The sequence below is a fragment of the Arthrobacter sp. MMS24-T111 genome (assembly GCF_054888995.1).
This window is the reverse complement of record NZ_JBTZRO010000001.1, coordinates 3,928,099-3,954,907: the sequence shown is the minus strand read 5'-3', so window position 1 is coordinate 3,954,907 and position 26,809 is coordinate 3,928,099. Positions and strand designations below refer to the sequence as shown.

Genomic DNA, 26,809 nt, shown 5'->3' with positions numbered 1-26,809 from the left:
GTTAGACGTGCCCCATCGCGTTCCGGCCGGCGTTGCGGATGTAGCAGGTCCAGCAGACCACCAGCATGAGGACATACGCGCCGACGAATCCGTAGAAGGCCGGAGTGTAGGAGCCGCTGGCGGTGCTGGAGGCATTCAGCACCTGGGGGATTACGAAGCCGCCGTAGGCTCCGATCGCGGAGATCAGGCCGAGGGCCGAGGATGCCAGGCGCTGGGTGGCCACGGGGTTGGCACCGTTGCGGGCGGCCCGGCTGGACGTGGCGAAGATGACCGGGATCATCCTGTAGGTGGCGCCGTTGCCGAAGCCGCTGGCGGTGAACAGCATCAGGAAAAGGACCAGGAAGAGCAGGAAGTTCTTCAGCGGGAGGGTCCAGATCATGGTCAGCGTGATCACAGCCATGGAGGCGAAGGCGGCAACGGTCATCCGGGCGCCGCCCATCCGGTCCGCCATGCGTCCGCCGTACGGGCGGGCCAGCGAACCCACCAGGGGGCCGAGGAAGGCCAGGGACAGGGCCACGGTCCCCACTCCGATGGAGGAGAACGCGGGGAAGTAGTCCTTGATGAGCTTGGGGAACACGCCGGCGAAGCCGATGAAGGAGCCGAAGGTGCCGATGTACAGCAGGGCCATGATCCACAGGTGCGGTTCCTTCAGCGCCGCGACCGAGCCGGCCACGTCGCCCTTGGCGCTGGTGAGGTTGTTCATGTACTTGAAGGCGCCGAATGCTGCCAGCAGGATGAACGGGACCCACATCCAGCCGGCCATAGGCAGGTTGACGGTGCCGGCAGCGAGGAGGGTGATGACGATCGGGACGGCAAGCTGTGCGACGGCGGCGCCCAGGTTTCCGCCGGCGGCGTTCAGGCCCAGCGCCCAGCCCTTTTCCCTCGCCGGGTAGAAGAACGTGATGTTGGCCATGGAGCTGGCGAAGTTGCCGCCGCCGAAGCCGGCGAGGGCGGCCACCAGGAGCATGACGCCGAACGGCGTGTCCGGGTTGGAGACACACAGGGCCAGTCCGGTGGAGGGGATCAGGAGCAACAGTGCGGAGACGATGGTCCAGTTCCGTCCGCCGAAGCGGGGGACCATGAACGTGTAGGGAATGCGGAGGGTGGCGCCCACGAGGCTGGGCATCGAGATGAGCCAGAAGATCTCCGAGGTGGAGAAGGTGAAGCCGGCGGCGGGAAGCTGGACCACCACGATGGACCACAGCTGCCACACGACGAAGCCGAGGAACTCGGCGAAGATGGACCAGTTCAGGTTGCGGCGGGCGATGGCGCGGCCGGCGGTTTCCCACTGCTCCTTGTTCTCGGCATCCCAGTTGGCGATCCAGCGGCCGGGGCGGAATTCAAGGGCAGGGGCGTCTGTGGTGCGGGTACGGCCGGGCTGTGCGCTGGCGGATGCGGCAACGGCTGCCGGTCCAGTGGCCTCTTCGAGGTCAAGGGTATTTCCGGCGCCGGCATCAACGGTGCGGTCAACAGTCACGGGTTACCTCCTTCAGGGGATGTTGTTCCTCCAAGGTAGGGACGGCTCGTTTCGCGGACGGACGATGTTTGTTAACGCGCTGTGACTTTTGCCTATCCGGGCCTGCACGGCGGCGTGAGGCCCGGCGCCGAGGCCCGCATGGTGAGACGCGCAACACAGGTCCACATGGTGGACGATTCGTCCATTGACTGGACGCGGCGAAGTAAGATCGAACTCTAACTATTCGAGCCGGGAGGCGGACCTGCCTGTGCCCGGCCGGTCTCACGAAAGCGCTTACCTATGTCATCCCCCGATACCACCACGGTGCCTGGTTCGCACCAGCCGGTGAACTCCCGCGGCCGCGTCATCGTGGCGAGCCTGATCGGCACCACCGTGGAGTTCTACGACTTCTACGTCTACGCCACCGCCGCCGTGCTCGTCTTCCCGAAGCTCTTCTTCCCGGGCCAGAACGAGACCACCCAGCTGCTGAGCTCCTTCGCCGTCTTTGGCGTGGCGTTCGTCGCCCGTCCGCTTGGCTCCATCGTGTTCGGCCACTTCGGTGACAAGTTTGGCCGCAAGGGAACCCTTGTGGCGTCGTTGCTCACCATGGGCATCGCGACCTTCCTGATCGGCTGCCTCCCCACCGCCCTGGTACCCGGCTGGGAGTTCTGGGCACCGGCGCTGCTCGTCATCATGCGTTTTGCCCAAGGCCTGGCCCTGGGCGGCGAATGGAGCGGCGCGGCCCTGCTGGCCACGGAGAACGCCCCCGCCAACAAGCGCGCCATCTACGGCACCTTCCCGCAACTGGGCGCCCCCATCGGCTTCATCATCGCCAACGTCATCTTCCTGGTGGCCAGCTACACCCTTTCGCCGGAAGCCTTCGCGGCCTGGGGCTGGCGCGTGCCGTTCCTGCTCAGCGCCGTCATGGTCATCCTGGGCCTGTACGTCCGGCTCAAGCTGATCGAAACCCCGGCCTTCACCAAGGTGGTGCAATCCAACGAGGTGGCGAAACTTCCGCTGGGCCGCGTCTTCAAGACCAGCTGGCGCCAGCTGATCCTGGGCACCTTCATCATGCTGGCCACCTACGTGCTCTTCTACCTGATGACCACGTTCACCCTCACCTACGGCACCAAGCCCACGCTGGCCGGTGCGCAGGCGGCCGCCGAAAAGGCCGGAAAGCCCATGACGGAGGCGGCCGCTGCCGCGTTCGTCCCCGGCCTGGGGTACTCCCGCAACGACTTCCTCTGGATGCTGATCGCCGGCGTCGTCTTCTTCGGCATCTTCACCCTGGTCTCCGGTCCGCTGGCCGAGAAGTATGGCCGCCGCAAGATGCTGATGGCCGTCACCGCCGGCATCTTCGTGTTCGGCCTGCTGTTCGTCCCGCTGTTCAGCGGCGGCTTCGTGGGCACCATGGGCCTGCTGATCCTCGGTTTCTCCCTGATGGGCCTGACCTTCGGGCCCATGGGGGCGCTGCTGCCGGAACTGTTCCCCACGAATGTCCGCTACACCGGCTCTGCCATCAGCTACAACTTCTCCAGCATCCTGGGTGCAGCCGTGGCGCCGTTCATCGCCGTCGCGCTGTGGGAAGCGGCCAAGGGCAGCCCCGTCCTGGTCGGCGTGTACCTGACGTCCATGGCCGTGCTGACCCTGATCGCGCTGTTCCTCACCCGCGAAACCCGCGACCTTGACTACGAGAACAACGTGGCCTGATTCTCCAACGCCACAATGCCCGGCGAGGCCATCCGGCCCGCCGGGCATTTTCATGCTCAGCGGGCGTAGCGTGCCACGAAATTCTTCAGGACGGTCATGGGCTCGGTCACAGTGGACCGGCGTGCCGCCGCCATCAGTTCCCCGGCGGATTCCGGCGGGAAGTACCCGGCGTGCCGGTAGATATCGATCCGGGTCACCAGCCCCTCCGCGTCCAGTTCGGGGTGGAACTGCGTGGCGTAGAGGTTTGCCTTGATGCGGAACATGTGGACCGGGCAGGTGGCGGAGCGCGCCAGCAGGACGGCGTGCGCTGGCAGCGACCTGACGGCCTCCTTGTGGCCGGTGAAGCCCGTAAACGTCCGGGGCAGCCCCTGCAGGAGGGGATCCTGCAGCCCCGCCTCCGTCAGTTCGATCTCCACCGCTCCCAGCGGTTCCCCGTAGGTCCGGTCGATCACCGCGCCCTGGTGCGTGCCCAGGGTGCCCACGCCGTAGCAGGCGCCCAGGAACGGAAAGTCGAGCGCCACGAGCTGGTCCAGCAGGCCCGAAAGTTCCCGTTCCACCCGGTGCTGTACTGCGCTCTTGTCCCCGGGCGGGTCGCTGGAGGTGAACGGGCTGCCGCCGACGATCACCCCGGAGTACCGCGAAAGGTCCAGTTCGGGCAGCGGTGCGGCCTCCAGCCTGACCCGGTGAAGTTCGCGCTCTTCCAGTCCGCCGTACCTCAGGTAGGCCGCGTATTCGTCGTCGGCGGCGGCATCCTCGGCGCGGGATGCGAGAAGCAGGAAAGGCAGCATCTGCTAAGTCTGCCTGCTGTTGCCGAGCCCTGCCAGCACCCCGGCCGTCCCGACGGCGAACCGGGTGCGGGGGGCGGGTCAGGCGGCGGGCTGCGTCAGGGAGCGCCGGGACTGGGGCCGGGCGGCGGGGTCCGCGTGCCGGTGCACCAGCTTCCAGTAGCCTTCCTCGCGGCGGAAGATGCTGGTGACGCGCAGGGCGAATTCCTCCGTGGCGGCCGCGGCGTCCAGCCGCGCCCGGAAGTGCTCGGTTTCCACCAGGTAGGCGGTGTCGCGGGCCGTGTAGGAGGTGACGGTGTCGAAGCCCAGCATCTCGCCGTCGCGGAACTGCCGGGCCGCCTGGTCAAGACGGGCCTCCACTTGTGCCCAGCCGCGGGCGATGCCGCCGAACGGGTTGGCCAGGGTCACATCGTCCTGCCGGGAGTACAGGTCCTTGATCGGGGCCGGGTTGCCCCGGGTGATTTCGGGAACCGCCTGGTGGTAGCGGTCCACTTCTTCCTGGAAGCTTGGTGCGAGCATGTCCGGCGCAGCGCTTTCTAGTCTTCGATCGTGGCGATGATGGCGCCGGCGGACACCGTTTCGCCCGCCGTTGCCGTCAGGCCCGTGATGGTGCCGGAACGGTGCGCCGTCAGCGGCTGCTCCATCTTCATGGCCTCCAGGACCACCACCAGGTCGCCCTCGGACACCACGTCACCGTGCGAAACGGCGACCTTCACGATGGTTCCCTGCATGGGGGAAGTGAGGGCATTGCCCGTGGCTGCGGCGGGACCTGCCGAACGTGAGCGCTTCTTGGACTTGCCGGGCTTGCCGGCGGCTGCGGCGGTGCCGGGGGTGCCCAGGGATGCGGGGAGCACCACTTCCAGGCGTTTGCCGCCCACCTCGACGACGACGCGCTGGCGTTCGCCGGCGTCGGCTTCTTCTTCCGTGGTGCCGCTGGGTGTCCAGGCGGGGATGTCGTTGACGAATGCGGTCTCGATCCAGCGGGTGTGGACCTTGAACGGGCCTTCCGCGGGGGCGAAGTCGGGGTTGCTGACCACGGCGAGATCGAACGGGATGACGGTGGGGATGCCCTCGACCACCATTTCCTCCAGGGCACGGCGGGAGCGCTGCAGTGCCTGGGTGCGGGTGGCGCCGGTAACGATCAGCTTCGAGAGCATTGAGTCGAAGTTGCCGCTGATGACATCGCCCTGCTCCACGCCGGAGTCGATCCGCACGCCGGGCCCGGTGGGGTTCTTCAAGACACTGATGGTGCCGGGGGAGGGCAGGAAGTTCCGGCCCGGGTCCTCGCCGGTGATGCGGAATTCAAAGGAGTGGCCGCGCACCTCGGGGTCGCCGTAGCCAAGTTCCTCGCCGCGGGCCAGCCGGAACTGCTCGCGGACCAGGTCGATTCCGGTGACTTCCTCGGAGACGCAGTGCTCCACCTGAAGCCGGGTGTTGACCTCAAGGAAGGAAATGGTGCCGTCCTGGCCCACCAGGAACTCGCAGGTCCCCGCGCCCAGGTAACCGGCTTCCTTCAGGATGGCCTTGGAGGATTCATAGAGCCGCTGGTTCTGCTCTTCGGTGAGGAACGGGGCCGGGGCCTCCTCCACAAGCTTCTGGTTGCGGCGTTGCAGGGAGCAGTCGCGGGTGGAGACCACCACGACGTTGCCGTGTGCGTCGGCGAGGCATTGCGTTTCCACGTGCCGGGGAGCGTCCAGGAAGCGCTCGATGAAGCACTCGCCGCGGCCGAAGGCGGCCGTGGCTTCACGGACGGCGGACTCGAAGAGCTCGGGGATTTCCTCGCGGGTGCGGGCCACCTTGATGCCGCGTCCACCACCGCCGAAGGCCGCCTTGATGGCCACGGGCAGGCCGAACTTGTCCACGAATTCCAGGATTTCCTCGGCGGATTCCACGGGGTCTGCGGTGCCGGGGACCTGCGGGGCGCCGACCTTCTCGGCGATGTGGCGGGCCTGGACCTTGTCGCCCAGGGCAGAGATGGCCTCGGGGGAGGGGCCGATCCAGGTGATGCCGGCGGCGATGACCTTGGCGGCGAAATCGGCGTTCTCCGCCAGGAACCCATAGCCGGGGTGGATGGCGTCGGCGCCGGACTGGCGCGCGGCGTCAATGATCTTGTCCATCACCAGGTACGACTCGGCGGCCGTGGTGCCACCCAGGGCATAGGCCTCGTCGGCGAGTTTGACGTGCAGGGCGTCACGGTCGGGGTCGGCGTAGACGGCCACCGAGGCGATGCCTTCGTCCCGGGCCGCACGGATGATGCGGACGGCGATTTCCCCGCGGTTGGCGATCAGCACCTTGGTGAGGGTCGTCGACTGCGTGGGACCTGCGGACTGCTCCAAATTTGCTGACAAGGCGTCTCCTTCTTTCCTTCAGGGAGCCTAGCGCGGTTTTGAGGGTTCCGCCGATATTACTTGCGGAATCCGCGTGTAAACCAGCCTTCCTTTGTAGGGAAGCTACAAGGTGTCCCGAAAATGGAGGACTTACCGCGCGGGCCAGAGATCCGTGATGCGTACATTGGCGGCGGCCAGGAGGCCCCGGAGGGTGGAGACGGACAGGCCGACGACGGCGTGCGGGTCGCCGTCGACCTTCCGGATGAAGGCCCCGCCCAGGCCGTCGATGGTGAACGAACCGGCGCAGTGCAGCGGCTCGCCGGTGGCGATGTAGGCGTCGATTTCCGCCGGCTGCATGTCCATGAAGGTGACTTCGGCGGAGGCGACCGCCCCGAGCGTGGCGCCCGAGCCGCGGCCGCCGGGGCCGTCGTCGTCCGTGTCCCTGCAATCCACCAGCCAGTGTCCCGTGTGCAGCACCCCCGCGCTGCCGCTCATCCGCAGCATCCGGTCCCGGGCGACGTCGGGCGTGTAGGGCTTGCCGTGCGCCTCGCCGTCGAACTCGAAGACGGAGTCGCAGCCCAGCACCAGGGCGCCCTCCGCTTCCGGCAGGGACGCCACGGCCTCGGCCTTGGCCCTGGCGAGCAGCAGTGCGGTGTCATGCGGGTCGGTGACGCCGTACCGTTCCTGGACGGCTTCCTCGTCGACGTCGGACACCAGGACCGTGTGCCGGATGCCGGCCTCGGCCAGGAGCTTGGTGCGGGCGGGGACTGGGACGCGAGAATCAGGTGCTGCACGGTTCCAGCCTAGTGGACCAGTTCGCCCGGGGTGGGAGCGGCCTGGCCGCGGTTGAGCTTGGCCCCTTCGACGTCCACGTCCGGCAGGATCCGGTCCAGCCAGCGGGGCAGCCACCAGGACTTGGCGCCCAGCAGGTACATCACGGCCGGGACAATGGTCATCCGGACCACGAAGGCGTCGAACAGGACACCGAAGGCCATGGCAAAGCCCAGCGGCCGGACCATGGTGAGGTGGCTGAAGATGAAGCCGGAGAACACGCTGACCATGATGATCGCGGCGGCCGTCACCACGGCGGCTGCGTGCCGGAAGCCCACCCGGACAGCTTCCTTGGCCTCGGAGCCGTGCATGTACGCCTCACGCATCCCGGAGGCGATGAACACTTGGTAGTCCATGGCCAGGCCGAACAACACGCCGATCAGGATGATGGGCAGGAAGCTGAGCACGGCTCCCGGGTTGGCGACGTCGAACACGCCACCCAGCCAGCCCCACTGGTACACCGCCACCACCGCGCCGAAGGCCGCGGACAGGGACAGCAGGAAGCCGCCGGTGGCCAGCAGCGGGACAACGATGGAGCGGAAGACCAGCAACAGCAGGACCAGGGAAAGCCCGACGACGATCGCCAGGTAGGGCGGCAGGGCGGCACCGAGCTTGGTGGAGACATCCACGTTGCCGGCCGTCTGCCCGGTCAGGCCCATGGCCACGCCGTAGTCCGACTGGATTTCGCCGTTGAGTCCGCGCAGTTCGGCGACCACCTTGACGGTGCTGGCGCTGGCGGGGCCTTCCTTGGGAATGACCTGGAACACGGCGGTCCGGCGGTCATCGCTGAGGGCCACCGGAACGGCGGCCACCACGTTGTCCACGGCGCGGAGCTTGTCCGCGATGTCGTACTGCAGCTTTTGTGCCTGGGCCGCGTCGAGGTTCGCCGGGAACTCGCCCACCGCCACGATCGGACCTGTCACGCCCTCGCCGAAGCTGCGCGCCGTCAGGTCGTAGGCCTGGTAGGCCTCCGAGTCGACGGGCTCGGAGCCGCCGTCCGGCAGGGCCAGCTGCAGTTGGGTTGCCGGCAGCGCCAGGGTGCCGAGTACCAGGACGCCGGCCACCAGTGCCACCCACGGGTGCCGGGTGACGAGTCCGCCCCAGCCGCGGGTGCTGCGCTGGCGGTCGGTGGCGAGGTCCGCGGCTTCATGGCCCGGCTCGGCGTTGTGCGCCTCGGCCTTGGCCCAGGCCCGCCGGGAGATGATGCGGCGGCCGATCAGGGACAGCATGGCGGGGGTCAGCGTGATGGCCACGAGCACGGCCACGGCTACGGTCCCTGCTGCGGCAAGGCCCATGACGGTGAGGAACGGCAGCCCGGGGACCACCAGGGCGGCCAGGGCGATGATCACGGTGAGGCCGGCGAAGACCACCGCGTTGCCCGAGGTGCCGTTGGCCCGGGCCACCGATTCCTCGGCGTCCATCCCGGCGAGGAGCTGGGTCCGGTGCCGGTTGACGATGAACAGCGAGTAGTCGATGCCGACGGCGAGGCCGAGCATGAGGGCCAGCATGGGGGAGATGGAGCTCATGTCGAACAGGCCGGAGAGTGCGAAGGTGATGCCGACGCCAACTCCGACGCCGATGATGGCCATCAGCAGCGGGAGGCCGGCGGCGATCAGGGTACCCAGCATGAGGATCAGGACCAGCGCGGCGACGGCGATGCCCACGATCTCCGCCGTGCCGAACAGGGCCGAGATGTCCTCCGTAATCTCCTTGCTGGCCAGTGCCGTGACGCCGGCTGAGGACGTTTCATGGGCGATGTCCTGGACCTGTTTCCGGACCGCCGGGGAGAGCCCGTTGATGGAGGTGTTGAACTGGACCTGGGCGACGGCGGCCTGGTTGTCCTCCGAGACAAAGCGGATGGCGGAGGCCGCCTGGGCCTGGCGTTTGCCGAGCTCCAGCTTGGCCCTGCTGGCCTCCAGGTCCCGGGTTCCGGCGTCGAGCTTGGCCTGGCCTGCTGCCAGTGCCGCCTTCTGCTGGCCCAGTTGCGCGTCGATCACCGCAGCCGGTGCCCCTGCGGCCGTGAGCTGCTGCTCAGCCGCGGCCAGCTGGGCCTTGCCTGCCTCCAGCTGTGCCCGTGAGGAGTCCAGCTGGGCCTGGCCGGCGGCCAATTGCTGTTCACCGTCGGTGATCGCCTTGGCTGCCTGGTCCACCTGGGCCTGGGTGGCGAACGGGTCAACCGTGCCGCGGACCTCGGGCAGGGCCTGGAGCTTCTTCAGCGCGTCCGTGACGGCTGCGCGGCCCTGGTCCGTGAACCCGCCGGGCGGGGCTTCGAACACGATCGTGGCGCTGCCGCCTGAAGCCGACGGCAGGTCCTGCTTGAGCTTGTCAGCGATCCGCTGGGTCTCTGTGCCCGGGATCTGGAAGTTGTTGGACAAGGTGCCGTGGAACGCTGCGGCCGAGCCGCCAACGGCCACCAGCACGGCAAGCCACAAGGAGATGACAAGCCAGCGCCGGCGGTAGGAGAACTTGCCCAGGCGGTAGAGGAGGAGTGCCATGCGGAAACCGATCTGATCAGGAGGTGCGGACAGCGGAAGATGAAGCAGGGGGAGCGAAGCCTGTGCCCAGGAGGGCGATCGAGTCAATCAACAGTTGGCGCAGCTCGGCCAGGGAACCTGCCGTGAGGTCCGGCCCGCGCCGGCTGAACCAGACCTCCATGGCAGCCTTGCCGCAGGAGATGATGGAGCCGGCCAAGGCGTGGACATAGAGTTCGTCCTGCCCGCCCGGGGTGCCGGTGAGGCGCTCGCGGGCGACGGCGAAGACCTGCGCCCGGCAGTGGTCCCATGCCTCCAGTTCGGAGTGGGCCATCAGCGGGCTTTGCTGGGTCAAGGTAAACAGTTCCGCCAACGGGGCGACGGCCTCGGGATCGGCCAGGGCCACCAAGGCCGCCTGGGCCGATTCCAGCATCGGTTCGTCGGCCGGGCGGAGCCGCAACTGCTGGATGGCGGTGTCCAGGAAGCCGTGGACGATGGACGCCAGCGCGGCGTCGGTGCTGCTGAAGTAGTTGAAGAAGGTGCGGCGCGAGATCCCGGCGGCGTCGGCGATGTCCTCCACCGTGAAGTTGCCCGGCCCTTTGGCGCGCAGCAGTTCCAGGGCGGCGTCCGTGATGGCCTGCCGGGTGGCTGCCTTGTTCAGCTCCCGCCTCGAAGGGGGTGCCTGCTGGGCGTCGGGGGAGGTGGTTGGCACAGGATTACACTACGTGCAACTTTGCACTATATGCAAGTATTTTGCGCGTGGATTCACAGGAGAACGAAAGGTTCCCAACAGCCTTTCCTGAAGCTCGCCGTGGATGCTTGGTATGTCTCAGTGAGAGAGGCATGAACCTACAGCCATCGCAGGACGGCGAATCAGGAGACGAAAGATGTCACGTACCAAGAAGATGACCCTGGGCTTGTCAGCGGCTGCGCTGGTCCTCGGCGCCGGTATCGGAGTGGCCGGCATGGCCTCCGCAACCACCACGATGCCCGCGCCTACGCCCAGCGCGAGCTCAAGCGCTCCGACCGACGGAGGCAACGGCGCCGCCCCCGATGGCATGGGCCGGCACGGTGGCCGCGGCGGACACGGCGAGGACCAGGCTGCTGCGCTGGCCACGAAACTCGGCGTGGACCAAACCAAGGTCCAGGACGCGCTAAAGGCCTTCCGTGATGCCAACAAGCCCTCCGCCCCGGCTGAGGGACAGAAGCCGGACCCGGCCGCCAGGGAAGCGGCGCTGGCCAAGTCGCTGGCCGCCGCACTGGGCATCGACGAAGCGAAGGTGACGGCGGCCCTCCAGGAGATCCGCAGCGATGAGCAGTCTGAGCACGCTGCTGAGCTCAAGACCCGCCTGGACAAGGCTGTGACGGACGGGAAGCTGACGCAGGCTGAAGCCGATGCCGTGACCAAGGCGGTCCAGAACGGCGTGATCGGTGGCGGCGGGCGCTGACTGATTCCTCCGGCCGGGCGGGGGTGGAGTTCCCCTGGGCGGTTGAAGCCCCAAGCAATACGAAGTCATTAGCAGCATGAAGTCCTTAACGGCATGAAGTCCCCCGGGAAGTTTTCCCGGGGGACTTCATGCAGCTGTGCGGCTGCCGTTACGCCTTCGCGTCCTGCAGTTCGCGCGGTGCCGTGTCGGCACTGGTGCCGTCGGTGGGCTCACCGGCAGCGGTTTCGTTGTCATCCACGAACGGGGTGCCGTTGCGCGGTGCGTTGTACAGCGATTCATCGAGGATGCCCTGGCGCTTGGCCACGATGGTGGGAACCAGTGCCTGGCCGGCCACGTTCACGGCGGTCCGGCCCATGTCCAGGATGGGGTCGATGGCGAGCAGGAGTCCGACGCCGGCCAGCGGGAGTCCCAGCGTGGAGAGCGTTAGCGTCAGCATCACCACGGCGCCGGTGGTGCCGGCGGTCGCTGCGGAACCCAGCACGGAGACCAGGGCGATCAGCACGTACTGGCTGAAGTCCAGGTGGATGCCGAAGAACTGGGCGACGAAGATGGCGGACACAGCCGGGTAGATGGCCGCGCAGCCGTCCATCTTGGTGGTGGCGCCCAGCGGCACTGCGAAGGAAGCGTAGGCCCGGGGACGCCCAGGCTGCGTTCGGTGACGCGCTGGGTCAGCGGCAGGGTGCCCACCGAGGAGCGGGACACGAAGGCCAGCTGAACGGCCGGCCATACACCGGAGAAGTACTGCTTGATGGACAGGCCGTGGCTGCGCACCAGGATGGGGTACACCACGAACAGGACCAGGGCCAGGCCCACGTAGATCGCGACGGCGAACTTGCCGAGGGAGCCGATGGTGTCCCAGCCGTAGACAGCGACGGCGTTGCCGATCAGGCCGATGGTGCCGAGCGGGGCGATGCGGATGATCCACCACAGCACCTTCTGGATGACGGCAAGGGCCGAGGCGTTCAGGTTCAGGAAGGGTTCGGCGGCCTTACCCACCTTGAGGGCGGCGACACCGACGGCGATGGCGATCACCAGGATCTGGAGCACGTTGAAGCTGACCGAAGTGGTCACTGCGCCGGAGTCGCCGACGGTGGAGCTGGCGCCGAGTCCCAGGAAGTTTTTCGGGAAGAGGCCCACGAGGAACGCCCACCAGTCACCGGATTTGCCGGTGTACTTGGCTTCCTCGGTGATGCCGGTGTTGGCGCCGGGCTGCAGCAGCACGCCCAGGCCGATGCCGATCAGCACGGCGATCAGGGACGTGATGGCGAACCACAGGAGCGTGTTCCATGCCAGCCTTGCCGCGTTGGATACCTGGCGCAGGTTGGAGATGGAGCTGACGACGGCGGTGAAGATCAGCGGGACCACGGCGGTCTGCAGCAGCGAGACGTAGCTCGAGCCGATGGTCTGCAGCGTGGCGCCGAGGGCGTTCGGGTTGGTCTTGGTGCTGCCGGTGTACTTGGCGAGCAGGCCGAGGCCAAGGCCCACGATGAGGGCCGCAATGATCTGGAAGCCGAAGGAGGAAGCCCACTTGGGCAACTGGAATCCGGTCTTCCCCGCGGAGGATGGGGTGCTTGTCTGAGTGGTCACCAGAACAAGCTAGACCGGTACCGCATACCACGTCGAAAGAATATTGAGAAATATTACGCGGCAACAATCGTGCTATGCGCTGGAAATACTTGGAAACACAAGGCGAGCGGCGGCATTTGTTACTTATTCCCGCGGTGGGTGTGCTTAATGTCTCGCGCGGAGGCAGCAAGGGCCCATCCGGCAGCGCGCTCCCCACCGGCCCCTAACCTCGCAAGCTCGGCCAGGGAACCCTGCCGGCGTGGGCCCAGCCGCGAGGAACGAGCAGCGCGCAGAGGATGGGCCCCTTGGGGCCGCGCACGTCAGGGTCAAGACAAGAGCGCCCGGCGGAGGGTGTCCAGTCCTACGGAGCCGATGTTGAGGGCCTTGGTGTGGAACTCCTTGAGGTCGAACCCTGGGCGGGCTTCGAGCTCGGCGCGGATTTGTTCCCAGAGCCGCTGGCCCACCTTGTAGGAGGGTGCCTGGCCGGGCCAGCCAAGGTAGCGGGTGAACTCGAAGTTGAGCTGGCCTTCGCTGATGGGGAGGTTTTCCTTGAGGAAGCCGTAGCCCGTCTCTGCTGTCCAGGTGCCGGATCCCCAGCGCCCGGGCATGTCCAGTTCGAGGTGGACGCCGATGTCGAAGACCACGCGGGCGGCCCGCATGCGCTGCATGTCCAGCATTCCCAGGTGGTCGCCGGGATCCGTGAGGTAGCCCAGCTCCTGCATCAGCTTCTCGGCGTAGAGGGCCCAGCCTTCGCCGTGCCCGGAGGTCCAGCAGACGTTGCGCCGCCAGTTGTTGAGCAGTTCGCGGCGGTAGGTGGCAGTGGCCACCTGGAGGTGGTGGCCGGGGACGCCTTCGTGGTAAACGGTGGTGGTCTCGGCCCAGGTGGTGAAGGTGTCCTCGCCGGCCGGGACGGACCACCACATGCGGCCGGGACGGCTGAAGTCATCTGACGGGCCGGTGTAGTAGATGCCGCCCTCGTCCGTGGGGGCGATCCGGCATTCGAGGGTCTTCATGACGTCGGGGATGTCGAAGTGGACGTCGGCGAGCCCGGCCATGGCCTTGTCCGAGAGGTCCTGCATCCAGGCCTGCAGGGCATCGGTCCCCTTGAGCTGCCGGGCGGGATCGTTGTCGAGGATGTCCTTGGCCTCCGCGATGGTGGCGCCGGGCTTGATGCTGTCGGCGACGCGTTCCTGTTCGGCGATGAGGCGGTCCAGCTCCTGGACGCCCCAGGCGTAGGTTTCTTCCAGGTCCACTTCGGCGCCGAGGAAGGAACGTGAGGCAAGTGCGTACCGTGCCCTGCCCACGGCGTCCTTTTCAGGTGCTGCCGGGAGCAGTTCGGTGCGCAGGAATTCTGCCAGTCCTACGTAGGCGCTCCGGGCCGCGCCGGTTCCGGCGTCGAGCTTTTCCTGGAGCGGCGCGGGCAGCGGGCCGTCGGGGGTGGCTGCACCGGCGGCCAGCTTGGCGAAGAATCCGTCGTCGGCGGCGTACTTGGTGACCTGTTCAATGACGATCCGGACCTGCCTCGCGGCGGCCACTTTGCCGGCGTCCCGGGCGACGCGGAGGGACTCGATGTAGCCGCTGATGGCCGCCGGCACGTTGCCGGCCCGGCCCGCGATGTGCTCCCAGTCCTGCGCGGTGTCGGTGGGCATGAGGTCGAAGATGGCCCGAATGTCCTGGGCGGGCGAGGCGATGTTGTTGAGCTCGGCATACTCCCAACCGGAGGCATGGATCAGCAGTTGCAGCCCGAGCCGCTCCCGCATGGCGTCCAGGGTGACGGCGTCGACGTCGTCTTCCGGCTCCAGGCCCTCCAGTGCGGCCAGCGCGTCTCGCGCGGCCTCGGCGAAACCTGCGATGCCGGCAGGCGAGAAGTCTTGGTATTCCGTCTCGTGGCCCGGCAGGCCAAGAGTCGTGGCGAAGGTCGGGTTGAGCCTGATGAGGGTGTCCGTGTAGTCGTCGGCGACGGCGTCGATGCGGGTATGCGGGCGCGCGGCGGGTGCAGTGTCTGTAGTCACATTCCGAGACTACCCGGCCGGGCGGACAGGGCGGCCCCATGCCGGTAGGGATGGACCCGCGTCAGGTGAAGCGGTACCTGGGAGGCGGTGGGGAGGGTCAGCCGTGGCTGCGCTTCCAGGCGCCCGGGCCGGGTGACGGGGCGAGCCGCAACTGCTGCCGGCGCACCCAGTGCCGCACGCTGGGTGCGGCAGGCTTGTCCGGCGCCGGGCCCCCAAGGGACAGGACGACGGCGGCCAGCGCGGCGAGTTCCTCGGCGTTCGGTTGCCCTTTGACGACAGAGAACAGCGGCGCGGACGGTGTTTCGGCAGGCTCAACCACCGGCTTCTGACCCGGCGTCACAGGGGGATGTTCCCATGCTTCTTTGCCGGGAGGCTGGCGCGTTTGTCGCGCAGTGCCCGCAGGCCCTTGATGATCTGGACCCGGGTATCGGAGGGGGCGATCACGGCGTCCACGTAGCCCAGCTCTGCCGCCTGGTAGGGGTTGAGGAGTTCTTCCTCGTACTGGCGGATGACCTCGGCGCGGCGCGCCTCGACGTCCCCGCCGTTTTCCGCGACGGCGGCAAGGTCGCGGCGGTAGAGGATGTTGACGGCACCCTGGGCGCCCATGACGCCGATCTGCGCGGTGGGCCATGCAAGGTTCAGGTCGGCGCCGAGCTTCTTGGAGCCCATCACGATGTAGGCGCCGCCGTAGGCCTTGCGCGTAATCACCGTGAGCTTGGGGACGGTCGCCTCGGCGTAGGCGTAGAGGAGCTTGGCGCCGCGGCGGATGATCCCCTGGAACTCCTGGTCCTTGCCCGGAAGGAAGCCGGGAACGTCCACCAGGGTGATGATGGGAATGTTGAAGGCGTCGCAGTGGCGCACGAACCGGGCGGCTTTCTCGGAGGCGGCGATGTCCAGGGTGCCGGCGAACTGCAGCGGCTGGTTGGCCACGATGCCCACCGTGTGGCCCTCGACGCGGCCGTAGCCGATCATCACGTTGGGGGCGTACAGGGCCTGCATCTCCAGGAAGTGCCCGTCGTCCACGATCTGTTCGACGACGGCCCGCATGTCGTAGGGCTGGTTGGCGGAATCCGGAACCAGCGCATCCAGGGCGAGGTCGTCGTCGTCGACCTCCAATTCCTGCTGGTGTCCCAGCACGGGTGCCTCGGACAGGTTGTTGGAGGGCAGGAAGTCCAGCAGTTCGCGCACGAACTCGATGGCGTCGGTTTCGTCGGAGGCCAGGTAGGTGGACGTTCCGGTGGTGGCGTTGTGCTGCCGGGCACCGCCCAGCGTTTCCATGTCCACGTCCTCGCCGGTGACGGTCTTGATGACGTCCGGTCCGGTGATGAACATGTGGGACGTCTTGTCCACCATCACCACGTAGTCGGTGAGGGCGGGGGAGTAGGCGGCACCGCCGGCTGAGGGGCCCATGATGAGCGAGATCTGCGGCACGACGCCTGAGGCGTGCACGTTGTTGCGGAAGATGTCCGCGAACATGGCAAGGGATGCCACGCCTTCCTGGATGCGTGCGCCGCCGCCGTCCAGGATCCCCACCACGGGGCAGCCGTTGCGGAGGGCGAATTCCTGGACCTTGACGATCTTTTCGCCGTTGACCTGGCTCAGCGAGCCGCCGTAGACGCTGAAGTCCTGGCTGTAGACGGCCACCAGCCGGCCGTCCACGGTGCCGTAGCCGGAGACCAGGCCGTCGCCCAGCGGCTTCTTCTTTTCCATGCCGAACGCCGTGGAACGGTGCACGGCGAGGGCGTCGAATTCAACAAAGGAGTCTTCGTCCAGCAGCAGCTCGATGCGCTCGCGGGCCGTGTTCTTGCCCCGGGCATGCTGCTTTTCGATGGCCTCGGGGCCGGAGGGCTGTGCGGCACGCGCCTGGCGGTCGCGGAAATCTGCGATCTTTCCCGCTGTCGTTGTCAGATCGTGGCTCATCAAGTGTCTCCGGCTCTGTAGCAAGTCAGTTTTGTTGGCTGGCGGTCCGCGTTCGCGGGAGCTTTAAGTAGCATCCACACAAAAGAAGAACCCTGGTGGCAAGTCTAATGACGGTTTGTGCGCCCGCAGCTGTAGGGAACCTACAATTTTCTGCCGTTCCAGCACCCTCTCCGCTATGTTACCCGCCAGTAACTTAGTTGGGCTACAGTGTTCCCATGACTTCAAGCGACGAGGCTTTGCAGGCACCCCGGAGCCCCTACCGGGCAGCCGGTTCCCTGGCAGGACGCACCATCCTCATCTCCGGCGGAAGCCGCGGAATCGGCCTGGCCATCGCCAAGAGGGCGGCCCGGGACGGCGCCAATATCGTGCTCCTGGCCAAGACCGGCACGCCCCACCCCAAACTGGCGGGAACGGTCTTTACCGCCGCCGAAGAACTGGTGGAGGCCGGCGGCCAGGCGCTGCCCCTGGTGGGCGACGTCCGCCGGGACGAGGACGTGGCCGGAGCCGTGGCCGCAGCGATGGAGCGCTTCGGCGGCATCGACGTCGTCATCAACAACGCCTCGGCCATCGACCTGTCCACCACGGACGCCGTCGACATGAAAAAGTACGACCTCATGCAGGACATCAACGTCCGCGGTACCTTCCTGCTGTCCAAGCTGGCGCTTCCCGCGCTCCGGGCCTCGGCGCACGGACACATCCTGACGCTGTCCCCGCCGCTGAACCTCCACCCCTCATGGGCGGGGAAGCACCTCGCCTACACCATGGCCAAGTATGGGATGAGCCTGACCACGCTGGGCCTGGCCGAGGAATTGAAGGCCGACGGCGTCCGGGTGAACTCGCTCTGGCCGTGCACCCTGATCGACACGGCCGCCATCCGCAATATGCCCCACGGCTCGACGATGGTGCTGGCCGCGCGGGGCCCGCAGATCATGGCCGATGCCGCCCACGCCATCCTGACCGGAAGCCACCTTGCCGCCGGAGACGCGGAATCGGGCAACTTCTACACGGACGAGCAGGTCCTGGCGGGCGCCGGCGCCGCTGATTTCCGGCCCTACAGCCTCGGTGCGGCCGAGGACCAACTGGTTCCGGACATCTTCCTCTAGGCTGGTGGTTCCGCCCGGACCGCCGCCCCGTTGCGGCCGGTGAGGCGTGGTCCCGGGAGGAATCTGCGCTGATGGGTGGTCTCCAGCTTCGCTCGGTAGGATTCATGTATGGATGACACGCACGTACCGGGCACCCCCCTGAACCGAGTGGACCTGGCCGACCAGCGTTTCCTCTCCGCCACAGGCATTCCCCGGATCGACGTCGTGGATTCGACGGGTTCCACCAACGCGGACCTCCTTCGTGCCGTCACGGTGGACCCGGCGGCCTGGCCGGACCTCTCAGTCCTGACCGCCGAATACCAGACAGCCGCCAGGGGCCGGCTGGACAGGCGCTGGGAAGCACCGCCGATGAGCTCGGTGTCCGTCTCCGTGGTGCTGCGTCCCGTCAATGCGGAAGGCCGGCCCCTCCCTACCCAGAGCTACTCCTGGTTGTCCCTCATCGCCGCCCTCGCACTGCGCGAGACCCTGCTGGATACCGCCGGCATCCCGGCCGAGCTCAAATGGCCCAACGACGTCCTGGTGCGCGGCCGGAAGATCGCCGGCATCCTGGCCCAGCTTGGTCCGATGGCTGACGGCAAGGTGCCCGCGGTGGTCCTGGGCACCGGCCTGAACGTCACCCTCCGCGAACGCGAACTCCCGGTCCCCACCGCAACATCGGTGGCACTTGAAGGCGCCCGGACCACCGACCGCACCGTCCTGCTCAAGAGCTACCTCACCCACTTCGCCACCTTGTACCGCAGTTTCTGCAACGCCGACGGCGACCCCACGGCCGGGATGGCCGGCGGCCCTTCCCTGCACAAGCGGATAGAGGCGGTGATGGTCACGCTGGGCAAGCAGGTTCGTGCACAGCTGCCCGGCGACCACGAGATCATTGGACACGCTTCCCGGCTGGATGACTACGGCTCCCTGCTGGTGGTGGACCGCGATGGGCGGGAGCATGTGGTGACGGCCGGCGACGTGGTGCACCTGAGGCCGTGGACAGCACCGAAAGACTCCGGCCAAGGCGGTTATGCGTAAGAGCCTCCTTCCCGGGGAACAAGTCATCGTCACCACCCGCCCGCAGCCCAGGAAGCTCGCCGGTGCCGCCGCAGCCTTCGTGCTCGCCCCCGCGCTGGCAGCCTTTGCCAGCGCCTGGATCATCCGCGGCGGCGCTGCCCGGGTGGCGCCGGTCCTGAACCGGCAATGGACATCATGGCTCGTGGCCGGCTGCGTCCTTGCTGTCGCCGCCGTGTGGCTGGGCTACTGCCTGCCGCGGCTCCTCCGCTGGCAGGGAACCCGGTACACCCTGACCAGCCAGCGGATGGTGGCCCGGTACGGCATGCTGAACAGGCGTGACCAACAAGTGAACCTGGTATCCGTGCGTAACCTGACCGTCCATGAATCGCTCCTTCAGCGGTTGGTGCGCTCCGGGAATATATCCTTGGAAACCGGGTACCAGGGCGTGGTGACCTTTCCGGACGTGCCCGAGGTTGCCCGGTTCCGCGACTTTATCCTCGACGCCATCGGGGAACTGCCGGACCAGGCCGATGCCCTGCCGGATGCGACGTTTTATCCCGCCGGTGCTTTTCCGGAGGACATGAGAGAAGGTGGACGGGATGACCGATGAGGACCAGCAGGAACGCGTCAACAGCATCGATCCCGGCATCGGCGCCATCGACACCGCCGCCGACACCGCTGCCGCCGTCGACGCGGCCGCGCCCGGCACCTCCGCACCCGGCACCTCCGCGCCCGACACCGGCGCAGACAGGCACCCGCCCACCGGTGCCATGTCCGCCGAGCGCCTCGCCATGAAGGCCCTGGAAGCACGGCTCCTTGGCGGGGAGCGCAAGCTCCGTCGTCGTGAAGTGGCCGCCGGCGCCGGTCTTTCCCTCCTCTCCGCCCGCAAACTTTGGCGCGCCCTTGGCTTCCCGAACTTTGGCGACGAAGACGTTGCCTTCACCGAACGCGACCAGGCGGCTCTGTCCACCGTGGTGGACCTGGTCCGCGCCGGCAAACTCACCGAGGAAGCGGCGATTTCAGTCACCCGGGCAATCGGCCAAATGACGGATCGCATGGTCGTGTGGCAGATCGAGGCCCTGGTGGAGGACATGGTCCACGAGCAGGGCGTCACGGACGCCGTGGCCCGCAAGCGCCTGGTCAACGAACTTCCCGCCCTCGTGGATGCGCTTGAGGAAGTGCTGGTGTACTCCTGGCGCCGCCAGCTCAACGCAGGCGTCCAGCGGCTCGCGGTCCGCGCCGAGGCCGGCCTCCAGGCCAGCGAGGAAGGCCGGGAAGGCGACGAGGACGATGCGCCGCTGCCGTTGGCACGCGCGGTTGGCTTCGCCGACCTGGTGTCCTACACCAGCCTGTCCCGGCGGATGAACGAAAAAACCCTGGCCCGCCTGGTTCAGCGGTTCGAAAACAAATGCGCTGAAATCATCTCGGTGGGCGGCGGCCGGCTGGTCAAGACCGTGGGCGACGAAGTCCTGTACATTGCCGAAACACCCGCAGCCGGTGCCGAGATCTCCCTGGCGCTCGCCGAAGCCTTCACCGCAGACGAAATCCTCCCGGAAGCCCGGGTGGCCATGGTGTGGGGAAGGATCCTGTCCCGCCTCGGTGACATCTACGGCCCCACCGTCAACCTGGCGGCCCGCCTCACCACGCTCGCAGACCCGGGAACCGTGCTGGTGGACTCGATGACCGCCTCCGCACTGGAGCACGACGAGCGGTTCGTCATGATTCCCCAGGATCCGGAAAATGTCCGCGGTTTCGGCGAAATTAAACCGGTCCGCCTCACCCGCGGGCGCGGCCAGGGCCTGGTCCTGGACTAAGGGCACCATCCGGCCACGGGTGCCGAGGGCGGCCCGAAAACAATTTGTCCACTTGTTGGCGGATGGCGGTATGGTTGTGGTGCCCGGGGTCCAGTGCCACCGGCTGCCGGCAGGGGCAGAGAGCTATCGGGGGATAAGACTGCATGAACCGACGCGACCAAACGCGCGCTGAAAACCCTGGTTTTGCCATGCCCTCGACACGCCGGCTGCTGCGCTCGCGGTGGTCCGCCGGGGCTGCGTTTGGTGTGGTGGTGGCTGTGGTGGTGACGGGTGCGGTGTTGTATCCGGGGTTTAAGACCACTGAGGTTGAGTTGAATGATGGTGGCGTGTGGGTGGTGTCGAAGTCCAAGAATGCTGTTGGGCGGTTGAATTATCCTTCGCGGGTGCTTGATGGTGCGGTGACGCCGGCGTCGACGACGTTTGATGTGTTGCAGCATGCGGGTGAGGTGTTTGTTGATGATGCGACTGGTTCGACGTTGAACCAGGTGTCGCCGGCGAATATGCGCCTGGGTGGGGATAAGCGGTTGCAGGGTTCTGCTGCGGTGAGTTTTGGGGCGCAGACGATTTCGGTGACGGATCCGGCGTCGGGCAAGGTGTGGGCGGTGTCTCCGTCGACGGTGAATGGTTTTGATGAGGAAGCGTCGGAGCCTGTCATGGTGGGTTCTGAGGGGATTGTTTCCGCGGTGGGGTCTGATGACCGGATTTATTCGGCGGATCCGAAGTCCGGGGTGGTGTCCGTGACGGGGGTGGATGCCAATGGTGCGGTGACGTCCTCGGAGTCCAGTACCTGGGAGGGGTTGAAGGGTTCCGGGGATCTGCAGATGACGGTGGTGGGGGACAAGCCGGTGGTGTTGGATGCCGCGGCGGGCAACCTGTTTTTGCCCGGCGGTAAGCGGCTGGTGCTGGAGAATGCGCGGGATGCGAAGTTGCAGCAGGCGGGGCCGGGCAGTGATTTTGTTGCCGTTGCGACGCGGAAGGCGTTGTTGAAGCAGCCCCTGGACGGGGCGGCGGCGAAGACGGTCTCGTTCGATGGTGAGGGCGTGCCTGCGGCTCCGGTGCAGTTGGGTGGGTGTGTGCATGCGGCGTGGTCGGGTGCGAACAAGTACATCCGGGACTGCACCAATGATGCGGATGACAAGAATGTTGCGGTGCCGAAGGCGAGTGCGTCGCCGTCGTATGTGTTCCGGGTGAACCGGGACCTGGTGGTCCTGAATGATGTGAATTCGGGCAATGTGTGGCTGGTGAACCAGAACATGCAGCTGGTCAACAACTGGGACGACGTCATCCCGCCGCAACAGACCTCGGACGACGCCGACAAGGACTCGGCCGATGAGGTGCAGCAGACCGTCCTGCCGGACCGCACCAAACCCAACAACGCCCCCGTGGCCAAACCGGACACCTTTGGCGTGCGCGCCGGCAAGACCACCGTCCTTCCCGTGCTGGACAACGACTCGGACCCCGACGGCGACGTCCTCACCGTTCGCACGCCCGACCCCCTGAAGTCAGGCCTGCTCGCGCCGATCTACGGCGCCACCGGGTTCCAGGTCAGCGTCGGCGCCGACAAAACGGGCTCTGAGGCGTTCAAATACACGGTGGACGACGGCCGCGGCCTTTCCGGTTCCGCCGATGTCACGTTGAACGTCGTCCCGCCGGGGGAGAACTCGGCACCGCGGCAAAAGCCCAACCGCAACACCACCCTGGTGGTGCAGGCAGGCAAGGTCGTCAGCCAAAACATCCTCACCGATTGGATCGACCCCGACGGCGACGACCTCTTCGTGGTCGGTGCCAGCGGCAGCGACCCCCGCGACCAAGTCCGGGTCCGGCCTGACGGCCTGCTCAGCTTTCAGGATTCCGGTGCTGAACCGGGACGCAAAACTGTCACCGTCACCGTCTCGGATGGCCGGGCCACCACCGAGGGAAAGGTCACCGTCGACGTCCGCGCGCCCGGGGCGCTGCCGCCGATCGCCAACGCGGACCACGTGGTCGCCGTCGCAGGGGTGGATACGGTGATCGCGCCGCTGAAGAACGACTCAGACCCGCAAGGCGGGGCGCTGCGCCTGGCCCAGGCCAGCCCGGACGGTAATTCCACCGCCACCATGGGCGCCGACCAGCAAACCTTCACGTTCAATTCCACCGCCGAGGGCGCGCACTACGTCACCTACCTGGCCACCAACGGACCGGCCAGCGCCCAGCAACTGGTGCGTGTCGACGTCGTGCCCGGGAACGGCGACGGCGCCCCCGTCGCCGTGCGCGACACCGCACTGCTGCCCAGTGGCGGCAACGTGCTGGTGGACGTGCTCGGCAATGACTCCGACCCCTCCGGCGGCGTGCTGGTGGTCCAGTCCGTGACGGCCGCGGACGGCCTGCCCATCAGCGTCTCCGTGCTGGACCATTCCGTTGTCCGGATCACCGACATCCGCGCCCAGGGCCAGCTCACCGTCAAATACACCATCTCCAACGGCAAAGCCTCGGCCACCGGCGAGATCGCCGTGCTGGTGGTCCCCGCACCGGCGAAACTCCAGGCCCCCCAGGCCAAGCCGGATGAGGCCACCGTTCGTGCCGGCGACGTCGTCACCATCCCCGTGCTGGCCAACGACACCGACCCCAACGGCGGCGCCCTCACCCTTGACCCGCAGCTGGCCCAGCAGCCGGACCCGGCGGACGGGCGCATCTTCACGGCAGGCGGAACTGTGCGGTTCATCGCCGGCGACGTACCCAAAACCGTCTACGCGATCTACAAGGTCACCAACGAATCAGGCCAGTCCGACTCCCAGCAGGTCACGATCCGGATCCGGGCCCGCGACGACCAACTCAATACCCGGCCAGAACCAAGAAACCTCACCGCCCGGGTGGTGGCGGGCATGACCGTCCGCATCCCGGTACCCCTCGATGGCGTGGACAGCGACGGCGACTCAGTCCAGCTGACCGGGGTGGACAAGGCTCCCGCCATGGGCACGGCCGTGGTCAAGGACGGCTACCTCGAATTCACCGCAGCGGGCAATGCAGCCGGCACTGACACCTTCACCTACCGGGTCCGCGACCGGATCGGGGCCGAGAACACCGGAACTGTGATCGTCGGCATCGCACCCGCGGAAGCCACCAACCAGAAGCCCATCGCAGTCGACGACGCCATTGAAGTCCGGCCCGGACGCAAGATCGCCGTTGAAGCCCTCGCCAACGATTCAGATCCGGACGGTGACCCGATCACCCTGGTGTCCAACGGCTTCGAGGCCCGCCCGGACCTCGCCGTGGAGGCAGCCGAAGGCGGCAAGGTGCTGCTCACGGCCCCGAACGCTGCCGGCAATGACAGCGTCAGCTACAAGATCCAGGACGACAAGAAAGCCCAGTCCGGTGCAGTGATCCGGGTTAAGGCCAGCCCTGATGCCGCACTGAAGGCCCCGGTTGCCAAAGACGATGTGGTCACCCCCGCAGAGACGCTGGGCAAGTCCGCCGTGGACGTGCCGGTCCTCAAGAACGACTCAGACCCCGACGGCGTGGCCTCCGAACTGAAGATCGGCCTGCCGGACGGGAACCCCAACGCCCGCGTCACCGGCGACGGCACCGTGCGCGTCACGCTTGGGCCGGCCGACCAACTGGTTCCCTACACTGTCACCGATGTTGACGGCCAAAGCGCGACGGCGGTCATCTGGGTGCCCGGGCAGGGGGAGCAACACCCCACGCTGGCCAAGACCGAGACCGTGGAAGTCATGTCCGGGAAGGACATTACCCTCAACCTGGCGGACTACGTCCGGGTGCGGGAAGGCCGCACGCCCCGGATCACCCAGGTGGACAAGGTCCGCATCCTGGGCGGGGAACCGGACAACGTGGTGGCCGGAAACGGCAATGCCCTGCGCTATGCCGCCCTCAAGGACTACGTGGGTCCAGGCTCCATCACCTTCGAGGTGACGGACGGCACAGGGCCGGACGACCCCGCCGGCCTCAAGTCAACGCTGAGCATCATCACCAAAGTCATCCCGGACCCCAACGCCAACCATCCGCCCACCTTCAGCGGAGCCACCCTCGACGTTCCCGCCGGCGAGTCGGCCACCCTGGACCTGAGCAACCTGGCCAAGGACGTTGACGCCGGCGACCAGGACAAGCTCGCCTTCGCTCTCGACGGCGCGCTCCCGGAGGGCTTCAACGCAACAGTGGACAAGGCAACCCTTAAGGTCACCCCCGATTCAGCCCGGGCCGCCGGCTGGAAAGGCAGCATCCCGCTCAAAGTCACCGACGGCCGCTCAGATCCGGTCCGCGCCACCATCACCGCCACCGTGGTGGCCTCCAACCGACCGCTTCCCACAGCCAACGAGGACGTGGTGGACAAAGCGAACGCCGGCACGTCCGAGACCGTCAACGTCCTCGCCAACGACTACAACCCCTTCCCGGAGACGCCCCTCAGGATCACCTCCGCCACCGTGGAGACCGGATCGGCCGCAGGGCAGCCCGCCGTGGCGGGGGACTCGATCACCGTCACACCGGCCAGCGGGTTCAAAGGCGTGATGGTGGTGCGCTACACCATCATGGACAAGACCGGAGACGTATCCCGGCAGACCGACGGACGGGTCCGGATCACCGTCCGTGACCGGCCCGACGCGCCCTCCGCGCCCACGGCCACGGATGTCCGGAGCCGGACGGCCGTGCTCAAGTGGACACCGCCGTCGGATAACGGCGCGGCCATCACCAAATACACCGTGCACTCCACCAGCGGCTTCAGCCAGGAGTGTGCCACCCCCACCTGCACGCTGACCGGCCTGACCAACGACGTCAAGTACGTCTTCACCGTCACCGCCACGAACGAGGTCAGGGAATCCGACCCGTCGCCGGCCTCCAATGAGATCCGGCCGGACGAAAAGCCGTCGCCGCCGGACGCGCCTGCCGTCAAGGCCGGCGACAAGACCATGGAAATCACGTGGCCGGCAGCCAAAACCGAGGGTTCGGCCGTCAAGAACTACAACCTTGAGATCTCACCGCCGCCCGCGAATGGGGCGGCGGTCAAGAACGGCGTGACCGGGCTGAACTACACCTGGCCCGGGCTGACCAACGGCGTCCGGTACAAGGTGCGCGCCCAGGCAGTCAACGAACTGGGCCCCTCAGACTGGAGCCCGTACTCCGCCGAGGACAATCCTGCCAGTGTCCCCGCCGCACCCGCCGCTCCGACGTCGTCCGTGGCATCTTCCGTGGGAACCTCCAACCAGCTCAAGGTGGACTGGAACGAGCCAAACACCAACGGTGACGCCATCAGGAACTACTACGTCACCATGAGCGGCGGCGGCGGGGCAGCCCAAACCCAGATGGTGGCCGGCACCGTCCGGACAGCCAACTTCACCGCCAACAACTCCGAAGCGGCCTACACCTTCACTGTGCAGGCCGAGAACAAGGCCGGGAAGGGCGCGGTCAGTGCGGCGTCCGCCCCGCGCCGCGCCACCGGCAAGCTCGCGCAAGTCTCCGGCGTGAGCGCCACGGAAGCCAACACCGGCGGAGCCGGGCGCTCCGTCACCATCGACTTCCGCGAACTTACCGCCGCCGAACGCAACGGCTCAACGTACGCCGAAGTCAGCTACACCTACCGGGCCAGCACGGGACAGTCCGGTCCGATCAGGCCAGGGCAAACCGTCGGAGGATTCGCCAACGGCAGTTCCACGGCCATCACCGTCATCGCCAACTCTTCGGTGGCCCCCAGTTCCGACGCCAGCACGCCGGCCACCGCCAACCCGTACGGTTCTCCTGGCACGCCGTCGGCCGCCGGGCAGGACGGCGGGGAGAACCAGAAGAACCTCACCTTGAGCTGGGCATCCCCGGCGGCGGGCAGCCACGACATCGCCTACACCCAGATCAGGATCGACGGCGGGGGCTGGGAACGGGTGGCTGCCTCCGGCAACCGCACCATCAACACCGCCGGATTCAACGAGCGGCATTCGATCGACGTACAAACGGTCAATTCGCGCGGCACCGGTGGCCCGGTCGCGTCTGCCTCCGCGCAGTCGGGTGCCGCGAAAACCCGTTGGACCACGCGGCTTGGTCCCGGCATGGACCGCAGCTGCACCGACCTGCCCGGCGCCACGTCATATGACCCGTCGAGGAATACCTGCGATGGCCAAGGCGGCTACGACCGGCCCTGGATGTCGCACCTGGACACGTTCGATGTCATGTGCTGGAAGCCGCACGGCACCACATACAGCGGAGACGGACAGTGGTACTACATCATGCGCGGCTCGCCCAATGCCACCCGCTGGATCCAGTCGCTGCACACCACCCTGGGCTCTCCCGCGCAAAGCGGTGTACCGCTGTGCACCTTCCCGACAGGGGCAACGCCATAGCCGCCGCGGCGCCGGGCAAGTGCCCCGGAATGAGCGGTACACGGGATAGAGGT

General features: G+C 67.2%; 16 protein-coding genes and 2 pseudogenes. 7 read left to right on the top strand and 11 right to left on the bottom strand.

Annotated elements, in window-relative coordinates; genetic code table 11:
• Window position 1: 1 nt before the first annotated feature.
• On the bottom strand, window positions 2–1,477 hold the full coding sequence (locus ACX5I6_RS18465) for an MFS transporter (RefSeq protein WP_285320072.1): 1,476 nt from the start codon (window positions 1,475–1,477) through the stop codon (window positions 2–4).
• Between the two features lie 279 nt (window positions 1,478–1,756).
• Here ACX5I6_RS18465 and ACX5I6_RS18460 point away from each other — a divergent pair, with 279 nt between their 5' ends.
• The gene (locus ACX5I6_RS18460; RefSeq protein WP_461841411.1) at window positions 1,757–3,166 is read left to right on the top strand and encodes an MFS transporter; all 1,410 of its coding nucleotides are present in this window, start codon (window positions 1,757–1,759) and stop codon (window positions 3,164–3,166) included.
• Window positions 3,167–3,222: 56 nt separating this feature from the next.
• On the opposite strand, the gene ACX5I6_RS18455 is transcribed toward ACX5I6_RS18460, so the two are convergent.
• From ACX5I6_RS18455 to ACX5I6_RS18430, 6 genes and pseudogenes are all read right to left on the bottom strand, one after another.
• Window positions 3,223–3,954, bottom strand: a complete 732-nt coding sequence (locus ACX5I6_RS18455) for a glutamine amidotransferase (protein WP_109863419.1) — start codon at window positions 3,952–3,954, stop codon at window positions 3,223–3,225.
• 78 nt (window positions 3,955–4,032) lie between these two features.
• Window positions 4,033–4,470 (bottom strand): YybH family protein, encoded by a 438-nt coding sequence (locus ACX5I6_RS18450; protein ID WP_109863418.1) that lies wholly within the window; start codon window positions 4,468–4,470, stop codon window positions 4,033–4,035.
• Between the two features lie 17 nt (window positions 4,471–4,487).
• Window positions 4,488–6,299 (bottom strand): acetyl/propionyl/methylcrotonyl-CoA carboxylase subunit alpha, encoded by a 1,812-nt coding sequence (locus tag ACX5I6_RS18445; protein ID WP_461841410.1) that lies wholly within the window; start codon window positions 6,297–6,299, stop codon window positions 4,488–4,490.
• Window positions 6,300–6,428: 129 nt separating this feature from the next.
• Window positions 6,429–7,072: pseudogene (locus tag ACX5I6_RS18440) on the bottom strand (Maf family protein).
• 9 nt (window positions 7,073–7,081) lie between these two features.
• Window positions 7,082–9,604 (bottom strand): MMPL family transporter, encoded by a 2,523-nt coding sequence (locus ACX5I6_RS18435; RefSeq protein ID WP_461841409.1) that lies wholly within the window; start codon window positions 9,602–9,604, stop codon window positions 7,082–7,084.
• A gap of 16 nt (window positions 9,605–9,620) precedes the next feature.
• Window positions 9,621–10,292, bottom strand: a complete 672-nt coding sequence (locus ACX5I6_RS18430; protein WP_461841408.1) for a TetR/AcrR family transcriptional regulator — start codon at window positions 10,290–10,292, stop codon at window positions 9,621–9,623.
• A 175-nt stretch (window positions 10,293–10,467) separates the two neighbouring features.
• On the opposite strand from ACX5I6_RS18430, the gene ACX5I6_RS18425 reads away from it, so the two are divergent.
• Complete coding sequence (locus ACX5I6_RS18425) at window positions 10,468–11,028, top strand: hypothetical protein (protein ID WP_461841407.1); 561 nt, start codon at window positions 10,468–10,470, stop codon at window positions 11,026–11,028.
• A gap of 148 nt (window positions 11,029–11,176) precedes the next feature.
• Here ACX5I6_RS18425 and ACX5I6_RS18420 read toward each other — a convergent pair.
• The 4 genes and pseudogenes from ACX5I6_RS18420 to ACX5I6_RS18405 form a co-directional block, all read right to left on the bottom strand.
• Window positions 11,177–12,615: pseudogene (locus ACX5I6_RS18420) on the bottom strand (dicarboxylate/amino acid:cation symporter).
• 305 nt (window positions 12,616–12,920) lie between these two features.
• Window positions 12,921–14,606 carry a DUF885 domain-containing protein gene (locus ACX5I6_RS18415; RefSeq protein ID WP_461841406.1) on the bottom strand — a complete coding sequence of 562 codons (1,686 nt, stop codon included), beginning with the start codon at window positions 14,604–14,606 and terminating at the stop codon, window positions 12,921–12,923.
• Window positions 14,607–14,703: 97 nt separating this feature from the next.
• The gene (locus tag ACX5I6_RS18410) at window positions 14,704–14,946 is read right to left on the bottom strand and encodes an acyl-CoA carboxylase epsilon subunit (protein WP_461841405.1); all 243 of its coding nucleotides are present in this window, start codon (window positions 14,944–14,946) and stop codon (window positions 14,704–14,706) included.
• Window positions 14,943–16,526 (bottom strand): acyl-CoA carboxylase subunit beta, encoded by a 1,584-nt coding sequence (locus tag ACX5I6_RS18405; protein WP_018762994.1) that lies wholly within the window; start codon window positions 16,524–16,526, stop codon window positions 14,943–14,945. Before ACX5I6_RS18405 ends, ACX5I6_RS18410 begins: the two co-directional genes overlap by 4 nt.
• 215 nt (window positions 16,527–16,741) lie before the next feature.
• On the opposite strand from ACX5I6_RS18405, the gene ACX5I6_RS18400 reads away from it, so the two are divergent.
• The 5 genes from ACX5I6_RS18400 to ACX5I6_RS18380 all read left to right on the top strand — a co-directional run bounded on the left by ACX5I6_RS18400 (window position 16,742) and on the right by ACX5I6_RS18380 (window position 26,756).
• Window positions 16,742–17,629 carry an SDR family oxidoreductase gene (locus ACX5I6_RS18400; RefSeq protein WP_461841404.1) on the top strand — a complete coding sequence of 296 codons (888 nt, stop codon included), beginning with the start codon at window positions 16,742–16,744 and terminating at the stop codon, window positions 17,627–17,629.
• 108 nt (window positions 17,630–17,737) lie between these two features.
• Window positions 17,738–18,646 (top strand): biotin--[acetyl-CoA-carboxylase] ligase, encoded by a 909-nt coding sequence (locus ACX5I6_RS18395; protein ID WP_461841403.1) that lies wholly within the window; start codon window positions 17,738–17,740, stop codon window positions 18,644–18,646.
• Window positions 18,639–19,235 (top strand): PH domain-containing protein, encoded by a 597-nt coding sequence (locus ACX5I6_RS18390; protein ID WP_018762997.1) that lies wholly within the window; start codon window positions 18,639–18,641, stop codon window positions 19,233–19,235. The genes ACX5I6_RS18395 and ACX5I6_RS18390 overlap by 8 nt, the downstream gene beginning before the upstream one ends.
• Window positions 19,225–20,439: an adenylate/guanylate cyclase domain-containing protein gene (locus tag ACX5I6_RS18385; protein ID WP_461841402.1), complete on the top strand. Its 1,215-nt coding sequence runs from the start codon at window positions 19,225–19,227 to the stop codon at window positions 20,437–20,439. The genes ACX5I6_RS18390 and ACX5I6_RS18385 overlap by 11 nt, the downstream gene beginning before the upstream one ends.
• A gap of 188 nt (window positions 20,440–20,627) precedes the next feature.
• On the top strand, window positions 20,628–26,756 hold the full coding sequence (locus ACX5I6_RS18380; protein ID WP_461841401.1) for an Ig-like domain-containing protein: 6,129 nt from the start codon (window positions 20,628–20,630) through the stop codon (window positions 26,754–26,756).
• The last annotated feature ends 53 nt before the right edge of the window (window positions 26,757–26,809 follow it).